Source organism: Pseudaquidulcibacter saccharophilus, from assembly GCF_019455445.1.
Lineage (GTDB): Bacteria > Pseudomonadota > Alphaproteobacteria > Caulobacterales > Aquidulcibacteraceae > Pseudaquidulcibacter > Pseudaquidulcibacter saccharophilus.
This window is the reverse complement of record NZ_JAHWUS010000006.1, coordinates 51,288-72,233: the sequence shown is the minus strand read 5'-3', so window position 1 is coordinate 72,233 and position 20,946 is coordinate 51,288. Positions and strand designations below refer to the sequence as shown.

At 40.8% G+C, this 20,946-nt stretch carries 19 protein-coding genes and 1 pseudogene; 11 read left to right on the top strand and 9 right to left on the bottom strand.

The genetic code is table 11. The features are described 5' to 3' along the window. Together KXV15_RS12815 and KXV15_RS12810 are read left to right on the top strand one after the other, a co-directional pair. A pseudogene (locus tag KXV15_RS12815) lies at nt 1-305 on the top strand (phenol hydroxylase); the annotation flags it as partial. 12 nt (nt 306-317) lie between these two features. After that, nucleotides 318-1,145 carry an SDR family oxidoreductase gene (locus KXV15_RS12810; RefSeq protein WP_240008608.1) on the top strand — a complete coding sequence of 276 codons (828 nt, stop codon included), beginning with the start codon at nt 318-320 and terminating at the stop codon, nt 1,143-1,145. Here the strand turns inward: KXV15_RS12810 and cysG are convergent, their stop codons facing one another. From cysG to KXV15_RS12770, 8 genes are all read right to left on the bottom strand, one after another. After that, nucleotides 1,146-2,612: a siroheme synthase CysG gene (gene cysG, locus KXV15_RS12805; protein ID WP_240008607.1), complete on the bottom strand. Its 1,467-nt coding sequence runs from the start codon at nt 2,610-2,612 to the stop codon at nt 1,146-1,148. Next, complete coding sequence (cysN, locus tag KXV15_RS12800) at nt 2,609-4,204, bottom strand: sulfate adenylyltransferase subunit CysN (RefSeq protein ID WP_240008606.1); 1,596 nt, start codon at nt 4,202-4,204, stop codon at nt 2,609-2,611. Before cysN ends, cysG begins: the two co-directional genes overlap by 4 nt. A gap of 2 nt (nt 4,205-4,206) precedes the next feature. Beyond that, the gene (gene cysD / locus KXV15_RS12795) at nt 4,207-5,112 is read right to left on the bottom strand and encodes a sulfate adenylyltransferase subunit CysD (RefSeq protein ID WP_240008605.1); all 906 of its coding nucleotides are present in this window, start codon (nt 5,110-5,112) and stop codon (nt 4,207-4,209) included. Between the two features lies 1 nt (nt 5,113). Continuing rightward, nucleotides 5,114-5,833 (bottom strand): phosphoadenylyl-sulfate reductase, encoded by a 720-nt coding sequence (locus KXV15_RS12790; RefSeq protein WP_240008604.1) that lies wholly within the window; start codon nt 5,831-5,833, stop codon nt 5,114-5,116. Continuing rightward, complete coding sequence (locus KXV15_RS12785) at nt 5,830-6,231, bottom strand: DUF934 domain-containing protein (protein WP_240008603.1); 402 nt, start codon at nt 6,229-6,231, stop codon at nt 5,830-5,832. Before KXV15_RS12785 ends, KXV15_RS12790 begins: the two co-directional genes overlap by 4 nt. Continuing rightward, a complete protein-coding gene (locus KXV15_RS12780) occupies nt 6,231-7,889 on the bottom strand; it encodes a nitrite/sulfite reductase (RefSeq protein ID WP_240008602.1) in 1,659 nt (552 codons plus the stop codon). The genes KXV15_RS12785 and KXV15_RS12780 overlap by 1 nt, the downstream gene beginning before the upstream one ends. Next, on the bottom strand, nt 7,882-8,184 hold the full coding sequence (locus tag KXV15_RS12775; RefSeq protein ID WP_240008601.1) for a DUF2849 domain-containing protein: 303 nt from the start codon (nt 8,182-8,184) through the stop codon (nt 7,882-7,884). The genes KXV15_RS12780 and KXV15_RS12775 overlap by 8 nt, the downstream gene beginning before the upstream one ends. A gap of 242 nt (nt 8,185-8,426) precedes the next feature. Beyond that, nucleotides 8,427-8,843, bottom strand: a complete 417-nt coding sequence (locus KXV15_RS12770) for an Imm70 family immunity protein (protein ID WP_240008600.1) — start codon at nt 8,841-8,843, stop codon at nt 8,427-8,429. Between the two features lie 71 nt (nt 8,844-8,914). Between KXV15_RS12770 and KXV15_RS12765 the strand changes: the two genes are divergently transcribed. The 4 genes from KXV15_RS12765 (at nt 8,915) to KXV15_RS12750 (ending at nt 12,653) form a co-directional block, all read left to right on the top strand. Then, nucleotides 8,915-9,379 carry a hypothetical protein gene (locus KXV15_RS12765; protein ID WP_240008599.1) on the top strand — a complete coding sequence of 155 codons (465 nt, stop codon included), beginning with the start codon at nt 8,915-8,917 and terminating at the stop codon, nt 9,377-9,379. A gap of 102 nt (nt 9,380-9,481) precedes the next feature. After that, entirely contained in the window at nt 9,482-10,792 is a 1,311-nt protein-coding gene (gene aptA, locus KXV15_RS12760; RefSeq protein ID WP_240008598.1) for an omega-aminotransferase AptA, read from the top strand. A 153-nt stretch (nt 10,793-10,945) separates the two neighbouring features. Next, nucleotides 10,946-11,956 (top strand): sulfate ABC transporter substrate-binding protein, encoded by a 1,011-nt coding sequence (locus KXV15_RS12755; RefSeq protein ID WP_240008597.1) that lies wholly within the window; start codon nt 10,946-10,948, stop codon nt 11,954-11,956. A 58-nt stretch (nt 11,957-12,014) separates the two neighbouring features. After that, nucleotides 12,015-12,653 (top strand): FABP family protein, encoded by a 639-nt coding sequence (locus KXV15_RS12750; protein WP_240008596.1) that lies wholly within the window; start codon nt 12,015-12,017, stop codon nt 12,651-12,653. Between the two features lies 1 nt (nt 12,654). Here the strand turns inward: KXV15_RS12750 and KXV15_RS12745 are convergent, their stop codons facing one another. Further along, a complete protein-coding gene (locus tag KXV15_RS12745; protein WP_240008595.1) occupies nt 12,655-14,328 on the bottom strand; it encodes a formate--tetrahydrofolate ligase in 1,674 nt (557 codons plus the stop codon). Nucleotides 14,329-14,650: 322 nt separating this feature from the next. On the opposite strand from KXV15_RS12745, the gene cysT reads away from it, so the two are divergent. From cysT to KXV15_RS12720, 5 genes are all read left to right on the top strand, one after another. Next, a complete protein-coding gene (gene cysT, locus KXV15_RS12740; protein WP_338050456.1) occupies nt 14,651-15,517 on the top strand; it encodes a sulfate ABC transporter permease subunit CysT in 867 nt (288 codons plus the stop codon). Next, complete coding sequence (gene cysW / locus KXV15_RS12735) at nt 15,517-16,362, top strand: sulfate ABC transporter permease subunit CysW (protein ID WP_240008594.1); 846 nt, start codon at nt 15,517-15,519, stop codon at nt 16,360-16,362. Before cysT ends, cysW begins: the two co-directional genes overlap by 1 nt. Before the next feature lie 22 nt (nt 16,363-16,384). Beyond that, a complete protein-coding gene (locus KXV15_RS12730) occupies nt 16,385-17,416 on the top strand; it encodes a sulfate/molybdate ABC transporter ATP-binding protein (RefSeq protein WP_240008593.1) in 1,032 nt (343 codons plus the stop codon). A gap of 101 nt (nt 17,417-17,517) precedes the next feature. Continuing rightward, nucleotides 17,518-19,716, top strand: a complete 2,199-nt coding sequence (locus tag KXV15_RS12725) for an alpha-N-acetylglucosaminidase (protein ID WP_240008592.1) — start codon at nt 17,518-17,520, stop codon at nt 19,714-19,716. 10 nt (nt 19,717-19,726) lie between these two features. After that, nucleotides 19,727-20,842, top strand: coding sequence for an acyltransferase family protein (locus tag KXV15_RS12720; RefSeq protein WP_240008591.1), 1,116 nt, complete (start codon nt 19,727-19,729; stop codon nt 20,840-20,842). Nucleotides 20,843-20,946 lie beyond the last annotated feature (104 nt).

The following is a 20,946-nucleotide window of genomic DNA, read 5'->3' as shown; positions in this document are numbered from 1 at the left end:
TTGAAGAATTCAGCGAGCTTGCGTCAAAGCATCCAAATTTTACTTATATCCCTGCGCTTTCAGATGCGGAAGGTGATGAAAGTTGGAATGGTGCAAAGGGCTTTGTCCATGATGCGGCGAAGGCACATTTTAATGATTTGTTTGCGGGACAAACCGCCTACCTTTGTGGTCCGCCACCAATGATAGACGCTTGCATCACTGCATTAATGCGCGGTCGCCTTTTTGAGCGCGATATCTTCACCGAGAAATTCTTAACTCAAAATGATGCCGCGCAATCAAAATCACCATTGTTCAAAAGAATCTGATAATATAGCGAAATGACAAAAACTTGGTTTATTACCGGAACATCATCCGGCTTTGGCAGACTGATTACCGAAAAATTACTTGTACGCGGTGACATTGTCGCCGCGACTTTGCGTAAGAAAGATGCACTTGATGATTTGTTGCGACAATATCCGCAACAATTAAAAACCTATGCCCTTGATGTAAATAATGAGGCGCCAACCAATGATGTTACGGCGCAAGTTATCAAAGATTTTGGTAAAATTGATGTTGTGATTGCCAATGCGGGATATGCCCTAAGTGGTGCAATTGAAGAAGCAACCGCAGAGCAGATTTCAGCACAGTTTCAAACCAATATTATGGGTTCATTATTTACAATCCGTGCTTTTTTACCACACTTCCGTGAAACTGGTGGTGGCAAGATTTTGCAATTATCATCAATGGGTGGGCATGTTGCCTTTGCCGGAATGGGATATTATCAAGCGACAAAATGGGCGATGGAATGTTTAATCGAAAGCCTTATCGCCGAGGTGGAAAATTTCAATATCCAAGCATGTCTTATCGAACCGGGTGCCGCTGAAACCTCATTCGGTAATGCCTCAATGCAACATGCAAAGGCCATGGAAGAATACGAAAATACGCCAGTTGGTGCAATGCGCGAGCGGCGTAAAAGCGGTAATATGCCACGACCTAATGATCCAGATAAAATTGCGCAAGCAATGATTGATTGTGCCGATAGTGCGCAAATGCCAAAACGCTTGGCGCTTGGTACTGATGCCTATGATAAAATAAAGGCCGCTTTATTATCTCGCTTAGAGGATTTGGAGAAAAATAAAGAAGTTACTTTGTCGGTTGCAAAATAACTACATTTCATACGCGGGCATTTTTGTTGAATCCTCAAAACCTGTTACGGCTTCTTGAAAAGCATTCGAATTTTTTAAAACATCACCAATTATCAAGATTTCTGGTCTGTCATATTCAATATCGGAAAAAGCTTGTGGGATTTTCGCAATATTTGTTATTATATTACGTTGTCCCTGTCTTGTGGCATCAATTATAATTGCCGCGGGGGTTTCGGGCAAAAGCCCGCTTTGAATTACTTTTTGAACAAATTGATTGATTGTATGACGCGGCATATAAACAAATGTCGTTGTGTGTTTGTCGGCAATTGCGTCAAAATTGATGCCATCTGGCAATGTGCCATTTTTACCTGAACCAGTTATATATTGCACCTTGTGCGAATATTCACGGTCGGTCATGGATATGCCAAGGCTTGCGGCAACCCCTTGAGCTGTGGTGATGCCGGGAATTAATTTAATTGGAATACCTTCTGCTTCGCATGCCTTTATTTCCTCGGTCGCGCGTCCAAAAACCAAAACGTCACCGCCTTTTAAACGCACCACATTTTTACCGGCCTTGGCATGGTCAATCATGGTTTGAATTATTGATGCTTGGGTGTTTGATGGTTTATGACCACGCTTTCCAACAGATATAATATCTGCTTCGCGGCGAACAAAATCAATTATATCTTGTGAAACAAGGTCATCAACTAAAACCACATCTGCCGATTGTAAGGCGCGTAACGCACCGATGGTTAGTAATTCTGGATTTCCAGGGCCCGCACCAACCAAGCAAACATTACCTTCGCTCTTTGGGGTTTGGCTAATTAGTGTTTCAAGCAAGCCATCATCTGGCTCTTGCCCTTTGGCATCAAGTGCTTTTTTCGCAAACCTATGCCAAAAATCACGTTTTTGCTTGCTATCAAGATTTGATTTTTTAATTGTTGGTCGCCAATCGGCGGCGGTTTTAAGCCAATTTGCAATTTTCTGTGGCAGCATTGTTTCCAATCGCCCGCGTAATTCTTGCCCCAATGCAGGTGACGCGCCATCGGTCGAAATTCCGATAACAAGTGGTGAACGGTTAACAATCGCACCAAAAGTAAAATCACAAAATTCTGGTTTATCAATAATATTTACAAGGACAGAATTTTTACGTGCCGCAGCCACAAATGCAACGGCATCATCGTTTGATACAGATTGGCAAACCGCTAGTGCGCGATTTTGAAAATCACCATCCACCCATTTTCTTTCATGTAGGATTACATTTTCAATTTTATCAAAAACCCTTTTGTGTTCTTGATTAATGTCTACACCAAGAAATAGGTCGATATGCGCACCAGTAGCAGCAAGTAATTCCGCTTTCCACATCGCCCCGACTTCATGCCCTGCAACAATAATGCGGCGATTTTGTAATTTATGAAAAAGTGGCAGATTTGCCAAATCTTGCATTTTTTGGTGGGATATAGGTTTGGGGATGCGGATTTGTGTCATATTCCATACCCATCAATATTATTCTCATCATCTGCATGAACTAGATTTTTGCTTTTTTCATAAGCGCTGAAATGCAATAATTGTACGAATGGCTTGAGAAGAAGTTCTAGCAAAGCCGAAAGCATTGAAACATCTATCCGGTGCGTTACTAACAACACGATAAAGAATGTCGCCACTGCCGAAAACGGATACCATGATTTTACGTAATTAAGGACTTCTGATTTATCGGCATTATCGGGAAGAAGACGTTGGATAAATTGTTCAATTGCCTCATAGGTTCCGGTTTTTGCTATCTTGGCAGTTTTCACCATACCAAGGGCGATGGTTTCATTGGTGAATTTATCAATTAGAATAAATGCGCCTAAATCACGGTTGTTTTTATAAGTATCAACCAACAAAGGTTTTGAAAGCCTGACTTCAACTTCGGCAACACCATTCATTGCAAGACGTTCAATCTCTTTATTTTTTAGATTATCGAAATCAAAACCTTTACCCAAAGAAACCACATAGGCGTTTATTTCACTTGTGGCATTTTTGATAAGATATTCTTTGTTAAGTGATAATGGGGTTGCAGAGCACCATAAAACATCAGCTGTAAATCCGGTTTTTGGGCGTAACTCAGTTTTTGCTGATGAGATGATATCACCGCGTGAAACGTCAATTTCGTCATCTAGGGTAAGCGTTACCGACTGCCCCTTTTGTGCTTTTTGAATGTCGCCGTCATAGGTAACAATTCTGGCAACATTGGCGGTTTGACCACTTGATGAAACCCTGATTTTATCACCAATCTTAATGTCACCGCCCGTTACAAATCCAGAGAACCCCCTGAAATCAAGATTCGGGCGATTTACCCATTGCACGGGAAAGTGAAAATGCGGGCTTTCTGTGGATTTAATCTCTATGGTTTCAAGATAATTAATTAGGCTTTGCCCGTGATACCAAGCCATATTATCACTTTTTAAAAGGATGTTTTCACCATTTTTTGCCGCCAGTGGGATTGCATAAACCTCATCAAAGCCAAAAACCGATGAATGCGACAGGAAATCCGCTTTGATTTCATCAAATTTTTGTTGCGAATAATCGACTAAATCCATTTTATTAATCGCCAAAATTACTTTTTTAACCCCCATCAAAGAGGTGATAAGAGCATGGCGGCGGGTTTGCGCTAAAACGCCTTTGCGGGCGTCTATTAAAATGATTGCAAGTTCTGCATTTGATGCGCCATTTGCCATATTGCGTGTATATTGCTCATGCCCAGGGGTGTCGGCAACAATAAAGGCTCGTTTAGCGGTACGAAAGTAGCGATAGGCGACATCGATCGTGATGCCTTGTTCACGCTCTGCGGCAAGGCCATCAACTAAAAGTGCATAGTCACGTTCTTGCCCAATTGTGCCGAATTTTTTGCTGGCCTCATCCAAAGCCTCAATTTGGTCATCAAAGACCTGTCCGGCGTCATAAAGCATCCGCCCGATAAGGGTTGACTTTCCATCATCCACAGAGCCACAGGTTATAAAACGCAAAAGCCCAATTTGGTTTTGGTTTAGAGGCTCTGCATTTGCGATAATTTCGGATTTAGTATCTAATTTTGTCATGTTTAGAAATAACCTTCGGCTTTTTTCTGTTCCATCGAGGCATTGCCATCATGGTCAATAATTCGCCCTTGACGTTCCGAAACACGGGAATTTCGCATTTCTTCAACGATTTCACTTATTGTCGTGGCGTTTGATTCAACTGCGCCAGTTAGGGGGTAACAGCCAAGGGTGCGGAAACGCACAAGGCGGCTTTCAATTTTTTCGCCATTTTGCAATTCCATGCGGTCATCATCGCGCATGATTAGCGCGCCATCACGTTCAACAATTGGGCGTTCTTTGGCAAAATAAAGCGGAACAACAGGAATGTTTTCACGCTGAATATATGACCAAACATCAAATTCAGTCCAATTGGATAAAGGAAACACCCGAAAGCCTTCGCCCTTGCGTTTGCGCGTATTGAAAAGACGCCACGGTTCAGGGCGTTGATTTTTGGGATCCCACCTATGGCCGGCTGCGCGGAATGAAAAGACACGTTCTTTGGCGCGTGATTTTTCTTCATCGCGGCGCGCTCCACCAAATGCGGCATCAAACCCATATTTATCAAGTGCTTGCTTTAACCCTTGGGTCTTCATAACATCAGTATGAATTCGTGAACCGTGCGTAAATGGATTAATGCCTTGTGCCACACCCTCTTGGTTCATATGTACGATTAATTCAAGTCCAAGACGTTTTGCAGTTTCATCGCGAAATTCAATCATTTCCCGAAATTTCCAACCTGTATCAACATGTAAAAGCGGGAATGGGGGCAATGATGGATAGAATGCCTTCATAGCAAGGTGAAGCATCACCGCAGAATCTTTGCCGATTGAATATAACATGACGGGATTGTCGGTTGCTGCCACAACCTCACGCATAATCATTATGGATTCGGCTTCGAGACGATCAAGATGGGATAATTGCTTGTTCATTTTATGCTTCTTGTATTTGTTTAATTTTGCTTATTTTTCCGTCTTCAACATGAAGCCCGCATTCTTTTTTGCCTGATAGACTATCTTCCCACCACCAACGTCCGGCGCGTTCATCCTCGCCAGCTTCAATCGCGCGTGTGCACGGGGCGCAACCAATTGAAACAAAGCCTTCATCATGAAGCGGGTTATATGGAATGCCTAATTTGTGAATTTCTTTAACCACTTCGTCGCGGCTATAATCAATCAACGGGTTTATTTTGAAAATTTTACGGGCCTCGTCCTGTTCGATAATTTGAACCGTGGCACGTGATTGCGATTGGTCGGCGCGCAAACCGGTTAACCACGCATCGGCACCAGAAAGTGCACGATTTAAAGGCTCAATTTTACGAATTGCACAGCAGTTTTTGCGTGCGTCAACCGAATTATAAAAGCCATTTGTACCATTGGCGCGAACCCATTTGGAAATTGCTTCTGGGTCTGGGTAAAAACCTTTTATTGTAATACCGTATTTATCTTCGGTTTCTTGCCATAGGGCATGGCTTTGATTGAAAAGGCGACCTGTATCAAGGGTGACAATTTCAATATCAAGTTTTTGACTTGCTATATGGTGGGTTAAAAGCTGATCCTCAATTCCCAGTGATGTAGTGAATATAATTCGACCATCAATATTTTCGCGAATGGCTTTTAGACGCTCTGCAAGTTTTAATTCAATATAATTCATGATTTATTCGCCCATCTTGCGGCAATAATTGATTGTTTGTGCCCGTCTTGTTGATAGGCTTTGGAAAAGGTTTTTAATGCCGCAAACCATTGTTCTTTGGGTTGACGGTTTAGTTGTTCTTGGCTGATTTCAACCTCATCAAAACCAACATCAATGCTTTCGGCAAATTGGTCGGGAATTAAAGGCCCAATTGCGCGCAAGCGCCCCGCAAAACCCAAATTCCTTAGACGTTTAGCAAGTGTAAAACCGCGCCCATCCGAATATGACGGAAACTCAATGCCCAAAATTTCTGTATTATGGTAAAGTGCAAAAATGTTTTCGGGATTATCGGTGTTGGCGATAATAACAATTTCATCATTGCCATTTTTTATTTGGCCTTCTTTGGAAATTATTGGCATTACACAACCTCCCGCATTTCATAGGCGAGGCGGAAATCATTAATGCCTACACGTCGATATGTTTCGATAAAGGTCTCACCTTTATGGCGAAGGTTTTTATAGGTGTTGACAATCCTTTCGACGGCTGCCGGAACTTCTTCGGCATCAATCCCTGGGCCAAGGCGCTCACCAATTGCCATGTTTTCACTTGCATCGCCGCCAATGGTGATTTGGTAATTCTCACGCCCTGCTTTTTCGAGACCCAAAATGCCAATATTTCCAATGTGGTGATGACCACAGGCATTGATGCAGCCAGAAATTTTTATTCCCAATGCGCCAATATCTTTTTGTAAATCACTATCGGCAAAGTGTTCAGAAATCGCCTGTGCAATTGGAATGGCACGTGCGGTAGCAAGCGCGCAATAATCAAGCCCAGGGCAGGCGATAATATCACTTATTAAGCCAATGTTTGCGGTGGCAAGGCCATGTTCTTTTAGTTTTGTGAACAGTGCCGCAATTCTATCTTTGGCAACATTTGGCAAAACTATGTTTTGCGTATGTGTTATGCGCAGCTCACTAAATGAAAATTCATCAGCAATATCGGCAATGGCATAAAGTTGTTCGGCGGTCGCGTCACCCGGAATGCCGCCGATTGGCTTTAACGAAACCAAAACCGCAAGATAGTCATCATTTTTATGGGCAAAAGTATTGTTTTCAACAAATGCCGCGAGTTCCTTTGATGATTTAATTGCATCTTGTAATACTGCATTTGCATTTTCAATTTTAGGCAAAATAGGCGCTTTGAAATATTCATTTATGCGTGCGATTTCTTGCGGTGGGACATCAATCGCTGAATGATTAGATCTATCATATTCGGCATTAATCTTGGCAATCAATTCATCTTTGCCGGTTTCATTGAGCAGGATTTTTATACGCGCCTTATATTTATTATCACGCCGCCCCTCAGCATTATATACACGCAAAACCGCCTCAAGATAACCAAGCAGATTTTCAATCGGCACAAAATCACGAATTACTTTACCAATAATTGGCGTACGGCCAAGGCCGCCACCGGCAATTACTTTCGCACCCAAAAACCCATCTTTTTTAACAATCTCAAGTCCGATATCATGCGCACGAATTGCCGCACGGTCACTTGCTGCACCCGTAACCGCAATTTTAAACTTACGCGGTAGATATAAAAATTCGGGATGATTGGTTGACCATTGACGGATTAATTCGGCAATTGGTCGCGGGTCGGCGATTTCATCTTTTGCAACACCAGCAAGGTGGTCTGCGGTAACGTTACGGATACAATTGCCGGAGGTTTGCAAGGCGTGCATTTGCACCTTTGCTAAATCATCAAGAATATCACCAACATCTTCTAGTTTGATCCAATTGAACTGGATGTTTTGGCGTGTTGTAAAATGCCCATAACCACGATCATATTTATTGGCTATGTCGCCCAAAACCCTCATTTGTGCACTGCTTAACGTGCCATATGGTATAGCAATTCGCAGCATATAGGCATGAAGCTGTAAATACACGCCATTACGCAAACGAAGCGGGCGAAATTCTTCTTCAGTTAAAGAACCATCAAGACGACGTGCAATTTGGCTTTTAAATTGTTCAGTACGCTCTTGCACATATTTGGCGTCAAATTCATCATATCTATACATTTACCACCCCATATTTAATGGTTGGCCCATTTTGTTTTATGCGTTCACGAAAATGACGAAAGGTAATTTGATTATTTTCATTAATTATAATTTCTTCGATACTGGCATCGACGACAATATTTTTTGCGGTTTCAATTTTTATGGTTTCAATTAGTTGTGCAACTGTGCCATCGTCATTAGCAATAATCGGTGATTTTAATTCTTCCAACCAGCCAGATTCGTGCCAATAAAGCACTTTGCCGCTTCTTAAATCGTGTGCCAAAAGAATTGCAGGTAATTTTAATTTCGTGGTCAAATGAATGCCCTTATCAACAATTTGGTGCGTATTATTTTTAATAATTGGCGCACATTTAACATTGCCGATTTATTGCTTCAATTTTGAACCATGGATTATCAACCTATAAACACCAACAAATAAAGAATGAGATTCTGTTTGCGTTTTTGCCATATTTCAGGAGATTGTACGGAGTCTTGTTTTTAAGTTAGGGGAAAAGGTGAGTATTTAGAATTTTATTCTATTTTAATTGGAGGGTGCTTCTAAAAATGTTCAATAATTGCATCTTTTTTTGATGTATATGATGCTTCTAATGCTTCTTCGAGTAAATCAAATAAATCTCTGCCAGAACTTGAAACAAAATAATTGCCCATATTGGTAATTGTGCCTGCAATTTTGTCACCCCATGGTGGGCGGGAATCGGGTTCATTTATGTCCCAAACGACCGCTGCTGGCGGAAATTTTTCAAGGCATAATCTGGCATCCTTTAGCTCTAATAACGCTTGCTTTGCGTTATTCCAAGCAAGACTTCCTTGATATAACTCATTCATTAAAAGTGGGTACTTGCTGCCCCAACCGTTCGGTTCGCATAATGCACAAATTGATGAGAAAAAAGCATGAATAAAGTCGCCGTTTCCGATTTCATCGGTGATGGCCCCAACAGTAATTCCAATAGACATATATTTTTCCCAAATATAGTGATACAAATTATTTTGAATAATTACTAATTATGTAAAAATAGATATTATAAATGAAATATAAAAAAGAATTTACAAAAGAAAAAGCTGATTTTGAAAATTTCTTAATTGAAATGGATGAGCAGTTGGATTGGCTTTTTGCAGAAGCGACAAAATATAATTTCAATTTAAATCTATCAGAACCTTGTTATGAGAAGTTGGAATCCCTTTTTGATTTAATGGTGCAAGGTAAATCCAAAGATGAGATTTCGAAAATTAGCATCACTTTTGCTCGTTTCCTTGGTGAGAATATAAGAACATTGCATGGTGGAAAATGGCATTTATTCCTTGATGATGAAAATAATGTCTATTTCAATACGCCAGTTATTGTCGGTCATTCGCCGATTAAGGATTTGGAGTTTTCACCATTATTTACAATGCGTGCTTATGCATTGCGCAGGAAAAAGGGGACGTTAATTCGTGCCATTGATGCACAAATAAATATTGTATCATTAAACCTTGACGATATACGTGAATAGAGTGTGATTTATAAAAAAGAATTTTCCAAGGCCATTGCCTTTATGGAAATTTGTCGTAATCTGCATTAAATTTGTTATAACAATTTTGATTCAGGGATAAATATGACAAACTCACCCGATTTAAAATCCTATTGGATGCCATTTACCGCCAATCGTCAATTTAAAAACAATCCACGCTTATTGGTTTCCGCAAGTGGGATGTATTACACTTCACATGATGATCGTAAAGTTTTGGATGGTACAGCCGGTCTTTGGACTGTTAATGCCGGGCATGGGCGCAAAGAAATTGTTGATGCCGTCTCTAAACAGATGTCACAGCTTGATTATGCGCCAAGTTTTCAAATGGGACATCCTGTTGCATTTGAATTTGCCGAAAAGCTAAGCACAATTGCACCCAATGGATTCGGTCATGTTTTCTTTACAAATTCAGGCTCTGAAAGTGTTGAGACAGCATTAAAAATCGCCCTTGCATATCATCAAGCCAAGGGTGATAGTAAACGGGTTCGCCTTATCGGTCGTGAAAAAGCATATCATGGGGTGAATTTTGGTGGGATTTCAGTTGGCGGTCTTGTAAACAACCGCCGAATTTTCCCGACATTGCCATATGTAAGCCACTTGCCACATACATTATTGCCTGAAAATACATTTACCATGGGGCAGCCGGAAAATGGTGGCTTGCTGCTTGCCAAAGATGTGGAGCGCATCGCCGCTTTGCATGGTCCTGAAACTATTGCGGCGGTTATTATTGAGCCTGTTTCCGGTTCGGCAGGGGTTATTATTCCACCAAAAGGGTATCTTGAAGAAATCCGCGCCGCCTGTGACCGCATTGGGTGCTTGTTGATTTTTGACGAAGTTATCACCGGCTATGGTCGTATGGGGAAACCCTTTGCCAGCCAATATTATAATGTTATGCCCGATATTTTTACGTCTGCCAAAGGGATAAATAATGGCTATTTGCCAATGGGTGCCGTTTTTGCCCATGATAAAATCCATAATGCCTTTATGAATGGGCCAGAGGAATTAATAGAATTATTTCATGGCTATACATGTTCTGGGCACCCGGCGGCATGTGCGGCAGGGTTGGCAACCGTTGATATAATGCAAAAAGAGGGCCTCTATGAGCGCGCGGGCGAATTAGATGAATATTGGCAATCTGCGGCCCACTCTTTAAAGGGTGTTAAAAACGTGGTTGATATTCGTAATGCTGGCCTTATTGCAGGTATTGAGCTTGCACCGCGCGATGGCAAAATTGGCGCGCGTGGCTATGAAGTTTTCACCAAATGCTATGAAAAAGGTGTGCTTATACGTGTTACTGGCGATACGATTGCCTTATCCCCGCCATTAATCATTGATAAATCCCAAGTCGATCAATTGTTCCAAACCATAAAGGATATGATTGAGGCAACGGAATAATTATTTTAATTTTGCTGTTTAATTTAAAAGCCTGCAAATAGTAATTGCGGGATTAAAGTTCTATAACTTGCAAATTAAAAAGAACTACAATCTATTGATTGGTCTTTCAAAGATAATATTATTGAAATAATTATTCCATTTTTGGAGATTGTTATGAACAGACGCGAGATTGTTAAAATTGGTGCGGCATCTTTATTCTGCGGTTCAGCATTTGTTAAACCGGCATTCGCGGCAAAAACATTTGAGCTATTGAATGTTTCATATGATCCAACCCGTGAATTTTACACTGCTTATAACAAATTTTTCGCGGCATTCTGGCAAAGTAAAACGGGACAGAATGTTATAATTCGGCAGTCACATGGCGGTTCTGGTAAGCAGGCTCGCGCGGTTATTGATGGCCTTCCCGCCGACGTGGTTACGTTGGCCCTAGCGGCGGACATTGATGAAATCGCAAAACGGTCAAAACGATTGCCAGAAAATTGGCAATCATTATTGCCACATAATTCATCGCCGTATGTTTCAACGATTGTATTTTTGGTTCGTAAGGGTAACCCAAAGAAAATCCGTGACTGGGGTGATTTAGTGCGCCCAGGTGTTCAAGTAATTACGCCAAACCCGAAGACATCGGGTGGCGCAAGATGGAATTATCTTGCGGCATATGGATGGGCGCTAAAAGCTTATGGCAATCCACAAAAGGCGGTTGAATATCTACATGCACTTTATAAAAATGTTCCGGTGCTTGATACTGGCGCACGGGGTGCAACCAATACATTTGTTGAGCGTGGGATTGGTGACGTTTTGCTTGCATGGGAAAATGAGGCACTACTGGCTTTAAAAGAACTTGAGCCAAATAAGTTTGAAATTATTACGCCGTCAATCTCAATTCTTGCCGAACCGCCGGTTGCCGTTGTTACACGCAACGCAAAGAAGAAAGGCAATGAACAAATTGCCAATATCTATTTAAAAATGCTTTATAGCGAAGAAGCACAAAATATTGCTGCAAAAAATTATTATCGCCCAATTTTGCCAAAAGTTTTTGCCCAATATTCCAAACAATTCCCCAATGTTAAAACCTTTAACATCAATGCGCTTGGTGGTTGGGCGAAGGTGCAGGCACAGCATTTTGCCGATGGCGGCATCTTCGACAATATTATGAAAAAATAGCTTTGCCATATAATTTATTGGTATAAATTATCAGAATATTTTTAAATAGGACGATAAAATGGCCAAGGAATTTGACGATATTTATACAGAACCCGAGGATGTGGATCCAAACACTTTGGATAATTTGGGGCCGCTCAGTCGTCTTGCTGGTATATGGGAGGGCGTGAAAGGTTCTGATACAAGTCCAAAGGAAGATGGCCCTGAAACCCGAAAATATAAAGAACGCATTGAGTTTCAGGCAATTGACCCACAAGCGAACGGGCCACAGCTTTTTTATGGTTTAAGATACCACGTCAAAGTCAACACTGATGAAGAAACAATAGCGTTCCACGATCAAGTTGGTTATTGGTTGTGGGAGCCTGCAACAGGATTGATTTTGCAAACAATAGCAATTCCCCGTGGTTTGGTGGCAATTGCATCTGGTCATGCGAAACCTAATGATAAAACCCTTAAATTAAAGGCGGTTCGTGGCGAAACCGAATATGGAATTTGCGCCACAACTTTCCTTGAAAAAGCATTCAGAACTGAATCTTACGAAATTGAAATTACGTTCCACGATGATGGTACGTGGTCTTATGTTTCTGATACCATGCTACGAGTACAGGGACAAAAAGAGCTTTTTCGTCACCATGATGAGAATTTTTTAAAGCAGGTTGGCAAGCCAAAACCCAACCCGATGGTTTTGGCTGAAGAATAAATTAAAACAAGCCGAAAACCTCACCCTTTTCGTCAATTCCGATTAATTCTGCGGCGGGATGTCTTGGTAATCCTGGCATAGTCATTATGTCCCCGCAGATTGCGACGATAAACCCTGCACCTGCGGAAAGGCGAAGTTCGCGCACCTCTAGCGAGTGTCCAATCGGCGCCCCAAGTTTTTTAGGGTCGCTTGAAAATGAATATTGGGTTTTGGCAACACAAACCGGAAGTTTGCCAAAGCCAAGATCTTCGATTTCTTGAAATCGTGCCTTTATTTTGGCATCATACTTTAAACCATCGGCATGATAAATTTCGCGTGCAATAGTTTCGAGTTTTTCTTCAATGCTTTGGTTATCGTTGTAAAGAGTGTGGAATTTATTATTTCCACTTTCGGCACTTTCAATAACACGGTTTGCAAGCTCGATTGCACCTTTCCCACCGTGGCGCCAATGATCGCAGAAAATTGCGTCAAGCCCAAATTGCTCACGGCAAATTTTATGCAATGCATCAATTTCACCTTGGGTGTCGGTAATAAAATGGTTTATCGCAATTATTGGTTCTATGCCAAATTTGCGAATGTTTTGAATGTGGCGTTCAAGATTTTTTGCACCGGTTTGAAGTGCGGCAATGTTTTCTTGTCCTAATAATTTTTTATCAACCCCGCCATGCATTTTAAGGGCGCGAATTGTGGCAACCAATACAACTGCATCGGGTTTTAGTCCTGATTTGCGGCATTTAATGTCAAAGAATTTTTCCGCACCCAAATCAGCACCAAAACCTGCTTCGGTAACAACATAATCAGCAAGCTTCATGGCCGAACGTGTCGCAATTACGGAATTGCAGCCGTGGGCAATATTGGCGAATGGGCCGCCATGCACCAGTGCCGGCGTTCCTTCTAATGTTTGCACTAAATTGGGGGAAAGTGCGTTTCTCAATAAAACCGCCATTGCCCCTTGGGCATTTAAATCGCGGGCGTAAACTGGCGTTTTATCGCGGCGATAGCCAATAATTATGTTGCCAATTCTTTCGGTTAAGTCTTCAATATCTTTGGCAAGGCAAAAGATAGCCATGATTTCAGACGCCACTGTAATATCAAAACCATCTTCACGCGGGAAACCATTATTAACCCCGCCCAAGGAGGAAACAATATTGCGCAAGGCGCGGTCGTTCATATCAACTACACGCCGCCAATAAATGCGGCGTATATCAATCCCCAATTCATTCCCCCAATGAATGTGATTGTCAATCATTGCCGCCAAAAGATTATGGGCAGAGCTTATGGCATGAAAATCACCAGTAAAATGAAGATTGATATCCTCCATCGGCATTATTTGCGCATAGCCACCACCCGTTGCCCCACCTTTTGTGCCAAAGCATGGTCCTAGTGATGGCTCTCTTAATGCGAGCATGGTTTTTTTGCCCAAAAGAGATAAACCATCACCAAGGCCGATTGTTGTTGTGGTTTTACCTTCACCCGCAGGTGTTGGATTAATTGCCGTCACCAATACAAGTTTTGCATTGGGGTTATCGGGCAGGCAATTAAGGTAATCAAGCCCAATTTTTGCGATATATTTGCCGTGTGGCGATACCGCAGCTTCATCAATTCCAACATTTTCTGCAATTTTTGAAATAAGATTTATTTTTGCTTTGTGGGCAATCTCTATATCGGTTGCCATGTATTCCCCGCGTAACATTAAATAAAATCTACTAAATTTATCTTTGCCCTTAAGGTCAAGAAAATTTATTAGTAATTTAATTGGTCATATTTCCAACATAGAATAAATTATTCTAAAAATGTTGTGTGAAATAGCAATTTGTCAATGTATTTGCCGGTTTTTATAAAATAAGCGAATGTTTATAAGGTGGGCAACATTGTAAACAGTATGATTATTAAGATAATATGGCGGTAATTGTATAAAGCAACGGCATGTGTCAAACTGTTGCGAATCTTCTAATTGCCGCCTTTGTGTACGGCAATGGATTAAAGGGATATTTTTGGTGCCAGCTGAGATTAGCAGTCAAGATGGTTTTATTGCCCCAAAGGCGTTTCGTAGAACGCGGGTTATACCCGGTTTTACAATGAGCCTTGGCATTACAATATTCTTCGTTTCTGTGATTGTAATTATACCATTATTAGCGCTTTTGATGCGGCCATGGGAAAATGGATTTTCAGGCTTTATTGATACACTTTTTGATAAACGCGTTTTTGCTGCCCTTAAAATAAGTTTTTTATGTTCGCTATTGGCGGCATTGGTCAATTTATTTGTCGGCGTTTTGATTGCTTGGGTTTTGGTGCGCTATGACTTTCCAGGCAAAAAGTTGGTTGATGCCTTTATTGACATGCCTTTTGCTTTACCGACGGCGGTATCTGGCATTGCTCTTTCAGCAATTTATGCCCCAAATGGTTGGATAGGTGGGTTTTTTGATGATTTTGGAATCAAGATTGCTTATTCACCTATTGGTATTTTCATTGCGCTTGTTTTTATTGGCTTGCCATTCATTGTTCGTTCCGTGCAACCAGTGCTTTCAGAGTTAGAGGCCGAAGTTGAAGAAGCGGCAGAGACCTTGGGTGCAAGCCCACTCCAAACTTTTAATCATGTGATTTTACCTGCAATAATGCCGGCACTTCTTAGCGGTTTTTCATTGGCATTTGCGCGCGGTATGGGTGAATATGGTAGTGTTATTTTCATTGCCGGCAACATTCCATATGTTTCAGAGATTGCGCCTTTGCTTATTGTCGTAAAACTTGAAGAATATGATTATGCTGGTGCGGCAAGCGTTGGGATTGGAATGTTGATGATTTCTTTTGCCATTCTTTTTGCACTTAATCTTACACAACGCTATTTTGCGAAAAAGGGGCTGTGATGCGTAGAAAATCTGCAAAAAGCCCGCAAAATATTGCCGATTATACGCTTATATTGTTTGCGTTTTTTTGGATGGCGTTGATAATTTTCTTACCTCTTGCCAGTGTGTTATTTAATGCATTCAAGGGTGGTGTTTCAAAATATCTTGAAACCTTTGCGGATCCAGATGCAATGGATGCTCTTAAACTAACCTTATTGGTTACGGCGATTGTTTTACCTTTGAATATTGTTTTTGGTATTGCGTCTGCATGGGCGATTACGCGGTTTGAATTTGTCGGTAAAACCATACTTTTAAGCATAATTGATTTACCATTTTCATTATCACCAGTAATTTCTGGTCTGGTTTGGGTTTTGATGTTTGGCGCACAAGGATGGTTTGGTGAATTCTTGCAGGCGCATGACATCGACGTTATTTATGCTTTACCCGGAATTGTTTTGGCAACGCTTTTGGTAACATTGCCGTTTGTTGCGCGCGAATTAATTCCGCTTATGGATGATAATGGCACCGATGAAGAGGTTGCTGCGGTAACGCTTGGTGCTTCTGGTTGGGATGTTTTCTTTCGCATCACATTACCAAACATAAAATGGGCGCTTTTGTATGGTGTATTGCTTTGTATGGCACGTGCAATGGGCGAGTTTGGCGCGGTCTCTGTGGTTTCTGGGCATATTCGCGGCCTTACCAACACTTTGCCGCTTCATATCGAAGTTGCATATAATGAATATAATACAATTGGTGCCTTTGGCGCGGCAACGATTTTGGTTGGTCTTGCCTTTGTGACATTGGCGATTAAAACAATTCTTGAATGGCGTTATGCGGACGAATTATCGGCACAACATAGGCATTAAAAGGCAAATATCAGAGAGAAATATGGCTTTAACAATCAATAATCTTAGCAAACAATTTGCCGGTTTTGCCGCCCTTAATGATATTAGCTTTTCTGTAAAAGAGGGTGAGTTTATCGCACTTTTGGGGCCGTCTGGTTCGGGTAAAACCACGCTTTTGCGAATGTTAGCGGGTCTTGATTACCCTGATAAAGGCACAATTGATTTCAAGGGGCAAAATTATTTATCGCTGCCGGTAAAAGAACGTAAAATCGGGATGGTTTTTCAATCATACGCCTTGTTTAGGCATATGACAGTGGCCAAGAATATTGCCTTTGGTCTTGAGATGCGGGGTAAAAATAAACCCAAACGTGAAGAGATAAATGAAACCATCACACGCCTTTTGAAATTGGTACAGCTTGAAGGTTTTGAAAAACGCTATCCCGCACAACTTTCCGGCGGGCAAAGGCAGCGTGTAGCATTGGCGCGCGCGCTTGCCATTAACCCAAGTTTGTTATTGCTTGATGAGCCATTTGGTGCACTAGATGCCATGGTACGGAAAGAGTTACGTCGCTGGCTGCGCCATATTCATGATGAAACAGGTTTAACAACAATTTTTGTAACCCATGACCAAGAAGAGGCATTGGATCTTGCTGATAGGATTGTTTTATTAGAAGGCGGAAAAATAGCACAATATGATACCGCTGATAAAATTATAAACCATCCAAAAAGCGAATTTGTTTTTGACTTTGTTGGCTCGGGTAATGCGGCAGATGCCGACATAAAAGGCGAAATAGCAAGCATAAATGGTTGCGAATTTCCCGTGGTTAATTTGACGAATTTTTCGGGGCGTCAAAAGGTTAAATTCCGTAATTATGATGCACTTATATCGAATGAAGAAAAGGGCATAAAGGCGCAATTAACAGGGATTTTTGCAAGCACTGGATTCTTGCGTTTTGAAGCAATTGATAATGGTGGGCATCATCTTGAAATCATTATACCTGAGCGTAATTTTGATCATTCTTTAAAGGTTGGTGACCGCGTGGGAATTTTGCCGCAAAAGGCATATTTATTTTAAAGCATGACCTTTCAAACTGGTATGTAAAAAATAAAAAGCTGTAAAACCATTTGACTTAAAAGAAAAAATATAAGTTATTTTGTGCAAAAACGGAGTGGGACATGCACAAAATTACGCGGCGAAGCCTTATCAAAACCTCGGCTGCTTTTGCAGGTGGTGCATTATATTCTCCCGCTTTTGCGGCATCTTTAATGCCTGCGCAAGATTTTTTGAGCCGGCAGATTGGCAATCTGGCAAAATCATTTTCATTTAAAATAAAATCATCAAGCCAACCTTTTTATGAAGTTAGTGTTAGCGGCGGCAATGCAAATATTGTTGCCAGTGATAATGTGGCCCTTTGTAAAGGTGCTTATAAATATTTATCGGATAATGGCATTTTACATACAAGTTGGGAAGGGGATAATAAAAACCTACCCGTAAATTTACCCGATTATCAAAGCGGAAAAGTGCCAACTCCATTTATAAATCGTGCCTATCTGAATGTTTGTGCTTATGGCTATACAATGCCTTATTGGGATTGGGCACGTTGGGAAAAAGAAATCGATTATATGGCGTCGCGTGGAATTAATATGCCGCTTGCGATGGAAGGGCAGGAATATGTTTGGCGCCTACTTTGGCGAGAAGAAGGGCTAAGCGATAACGAGCTTGATTCATATTTTTGTGGCCCGCCATTTTTGCCTTGGGCGCGGATGGGGAATATCGAAAGTTATTATGGGAAAGCCCCGCGTTCTTATCAAATAAAAAAGCGTGATATTCAAAAGAAAATTCTAAAACGTATGCGTGATTTGGGGATGTCGCCAATTTTGCCTGCATTTGCGGGCTATGTTCCAAAAGCTTGGGCGCAAAAATATAAATCTGCGGATGCGATGCAAATGGTGCCGTGGGGAGGCTTTCATGAAACTTGGTGGCTTAACCCCAATGATGAAAATTTTGCCAGACTTTCAAAAAGATTTATTGAACTTTATACAAAAACCTTTGGGGACGGTGAATATTATCTTGCAGATTCATTCAATGAAATGCGCCCGCCTGTGAAAGCGGGCGAGGATAAGAATACGGTTCTTAAGGCCTATGGTAAAAAACTATATGATGCCATTAGCAATGCAAAGCCAAATGCAACCTGGGTTATGCAGGGGTGGCTATTCGAGTTTGAGCCTGACTATTGGACGCCTGATTCTGTTCGCGCATATTTGGAAGCGGTTCCAGATAACAAGGTTATGGTTCTTGATATTGGCAATGACTATACGCGCGATACGTGGCGCAATGACAAAGCCTTTTACGGTAAAAAGTGGATATTTGGTTATATCCATAATTTTGGCGGCAATAATGCATTATTTGGCGATTTTGATCTTTATGAAAAAGATTTAGGTGGCCTTGAAAATGATCCGACCAAAGGAAATCTTGCGGGTTTTGGCGTTTTTCCTGAGGGGCTAAATACCAATTCAATCGCATATGATTATATGTTTGAAATGGCTTGGAAACAGCCATCTGAAACACGTGATAGTTTTTTATCAAAACATTTCCGTGCCCGCTATTCAAAGACGGATGATGCCCTTGAGGCGGCATGGAAAACTTTGATTGGTGCATGCTACCAAACACGGAATTGGAAACGTGCATGGTGGCGCGGTGGTTTTGGTACCTATTTATTCATGAAAAAGCCGCGTGCCGATTTGTGGGATTATGATGGGCCGCAATATGATGTTAATAAAATTAAATATGCGCTAGAAGCTTTTCTGAATGTGTTTGAAAAATACAAACATTCAAAATTATTCATAAATGATGTCGTGAATAGTGTTCGTCATTGGGGGCTTTTGAATATTGATTATGAATTAATCAAAGCGACCAAAGCCGGCAAAGATAAAAATATTACGCAAATTGATACTTCGCTTTTGAAAATAAATGAAATGGCAATTCGCCTTGACGATATTTCCGCCTATGTCGGGCAAAGCCTTGATAATTGGCGTAAAGAGGCGCGCGACTTTGGTGATACAAAATCTGAAAAAGATTATTATGAAAAAAGCGCAATTACCCAGGTTACAGTTTGGGGCGGTGATAATGTGCTTGATGATTATGCTTCAAAAGCATGGCGCGGGTTAATCAAGGATTATTACTTGCCAAGGTGGCAAAAACTATTTGCCCAATTAAAGCAAGATATTGAAACAGGTTCAGAGTTTGACCAGGAAAAATTCAAGGCCGCAATCAATAAGTGGGATCATGAATGGATTGATAACCCGCCAATGATTCAAATGCAAAAATCAGGTCTGGATATTGCTGAATTAAAACAAATTTTGACAATTTTTTAGAGGGCGGTAAATGCGTCTTAAATCGCTTGATGTTTTTCGTGGAATGACAATATTTCTAATGATTATTGTCAATAATATAAATGATTTAGGTGCATCGGCAAAAGCCTTTAGTATCTTTGATCATGCGCCTTGGTTTGGTTTTACTTTTGCCGATATCGTTTTCCCTTCATTCTTGTTTGCGATGGGAACATCTTTTGCGCTTACTAATGCCAATAAATTGAATGATGGGCAATATTTTACCAAACTTATCAAACGCACGCTGGTTTTATATATAATTGGCGTTTTGTTATTCTTGTTTCCATTCTATCATTATGATGAAAATGGTGTTTTGAAAATTTTTGATTTAAGTCATGCAAGGGTTTTGGGCGTTTTACAGCGAATTGCACTTTGTTATTTGCTTGCCGGTATTTTAATTCGATATTTTGATAAAGCCAAGATTTTGATTATTTCCGCAATCATATTGGTTGGCTATTGGTTGATTTTATATTTCGGCGCGCCAAATGGATTGCAATATGATAAATTCCACAATTTTGGTTCAATGGTGGATAATCTTATAATACCTAAAAACCACCTTTATGAATGGGACGAGGGGTTTGAGCCAGAAGGTATTTTAGGAACATTTCCTGCGGTTGTTAATGTGCTTGCTGGTTTTTTATTGGGTGCAACGCTTAAGGAAGCAAATGATTTAAAACCGCTTGTTAAAAAAATTGCGATTATCGGCATTGCTTTGATATTATTTGGAAACCTATGGGGCGTTGTTTTTCCAATTGCCAAAAAACTATGGACATCTAGTTTTGCCATTCTTTGCATCGGCATTGATTTATTGGTCATGTCCGCCTTGGTTTGGCTGATAGAGATAAAAAAGCAAAATCATGGCGGTATATTTTTTGAAATCATTGGGATTAATCCGCTTATGATTTATATATTTTCCGAATTAATGCCCATGGTTCTGAGTAATATAAAACCAAGCAAAGACATAAGCGTTTTTAAATATATAACCGACTTTTTTGTAAATATAGGTTTTATTGGCGGGGTTGGAAGTATTGGCTTTGCGATTATATTTGCATTGTTTTGCTGGGGTTTTGGATATTTATTATACAAAAACAAGATTATTGTTAAAATATAGGCATTGCAAATAAACACGATATGGCGAAAATATATTTGTAAATGAAACTATGCTTGTAATTTTGATAAATTTCGCCCAATAATAGCAAATCGACGGGTGGCAAG

Bases quoted from the DNA above. Each gene is read 5' to 3' on its own strand.
- cysG (WP_240008607.1), bottom strand. From the start codon at position 2,612: ATGACACAAATCCGCATCCCCAAACCTATATCCCACCAAAAAATGCAA.
- KXV15_RS12810 (WP_240008608.1), top strand. From the start codon at position 318: ATGACAAAAACTTGGTTTATTACCGGAACATCATCCGGCTTTGGCAGA.
- aptA (WP_240008598.1), top strand. From the start codon at position 9,482: ATGACAAACTCACCCGATTTAAAATCCTATTGGATGCCATTTACCGCC.
- KXV15_RS12745 (WP_240008595.1), bottom strand. From the start codon at position 14,328: ATGGCAACCGATATAGAGATTGCCCACAAAGCAAAAATAAATCTTATT.
- KXV15_RS12785 (WP_240008603.1), bottom strand. From the start codon at position 6,231: ATGCCAATAATTTCCAAAGAAGGCCAAATAAAAAATGGCAATGATGAA.
- KXV15_RS12750 (WP_240008596.1), top strand. From the start codon at position 12,015: ATGGCCAAGGAATTTGACGATATTTATACAGAACCCGAGGATGTGGAT.
- cysD (WP_240008605.1), bottom strand. From the start codon at position 5,112: ATGAACAAGCAATTATCCCATCTTGATCGTCTCGAAGCCGAATCCATA.
- KXV15_RS12770 (WP_240008600.1), bottom strand. From the start codon at position 8,843: ATGTCTATTGGAATTACTGTTGGGGCCATCACCGATGAAATCGGAAAC.
- cysN (WP_240008606.1), bottom strand. From the start codon at position 4,204: ATGACAAAATTAGATACTAAATCCGAAATTATCGCAAATGCAGAGCCT.
- KXV15_RS12725 (WP_240008592.1), top strand. From the start codon at position 17,518: ATGCACAAAATTACGCGGCGAAGCCTTATCAAAACCTCGGCTGCTTTT.
- KXV15_RS12765 (WP_240008599.1), top strand. From the start codon at position 8,915: ATGAAATATAAAAAAGAATTTACAAAAGAAAAAGCTGATTTTGAAAAT.
- cysW (WP_240008594.1), top strand. From the start codon at position 15,517: ATGCGTAGAAAATCTGCAAAAAGCCCGCAAAATATTGCCGATTATACG.
- KXV15_RS12720 (WP_240008591.1), top strand. From the start codon at position 19,727: ATGCGTCTTAAATCGCTTGATGTTTTTCGTGGAATGACAATATTTCTA.
- KXV15_RS12755 (WP_240008597.1), top strand. From the start codon at position 10,946: ATGAACAGACGCGAGATTGTTAAAATTGGTGCGGCATCTTTATTCTGC.
- KXV15_RS12730 (WP_240008593.1), top strand. From the start codon at position 16,385: ATGGCTTTAACAATCAATAATCTTAGCAAACAATTTGCCGGTTTTGCC.
- KXV15_RS12790 (WP_240008604.1), bottom strand. From the start codon at position 5,833: ATGAATTATATTGAATTAAAACTTGCAGAGCGTCTAAAAGCCATTCGC.
- KXV15_RS12780 (WP_240008602.1), bottom strand. From the start codon at position 7,889: ATGTATAGATATGATGAATTTGACGCCAAATATGTGCAAGAGCGTACT.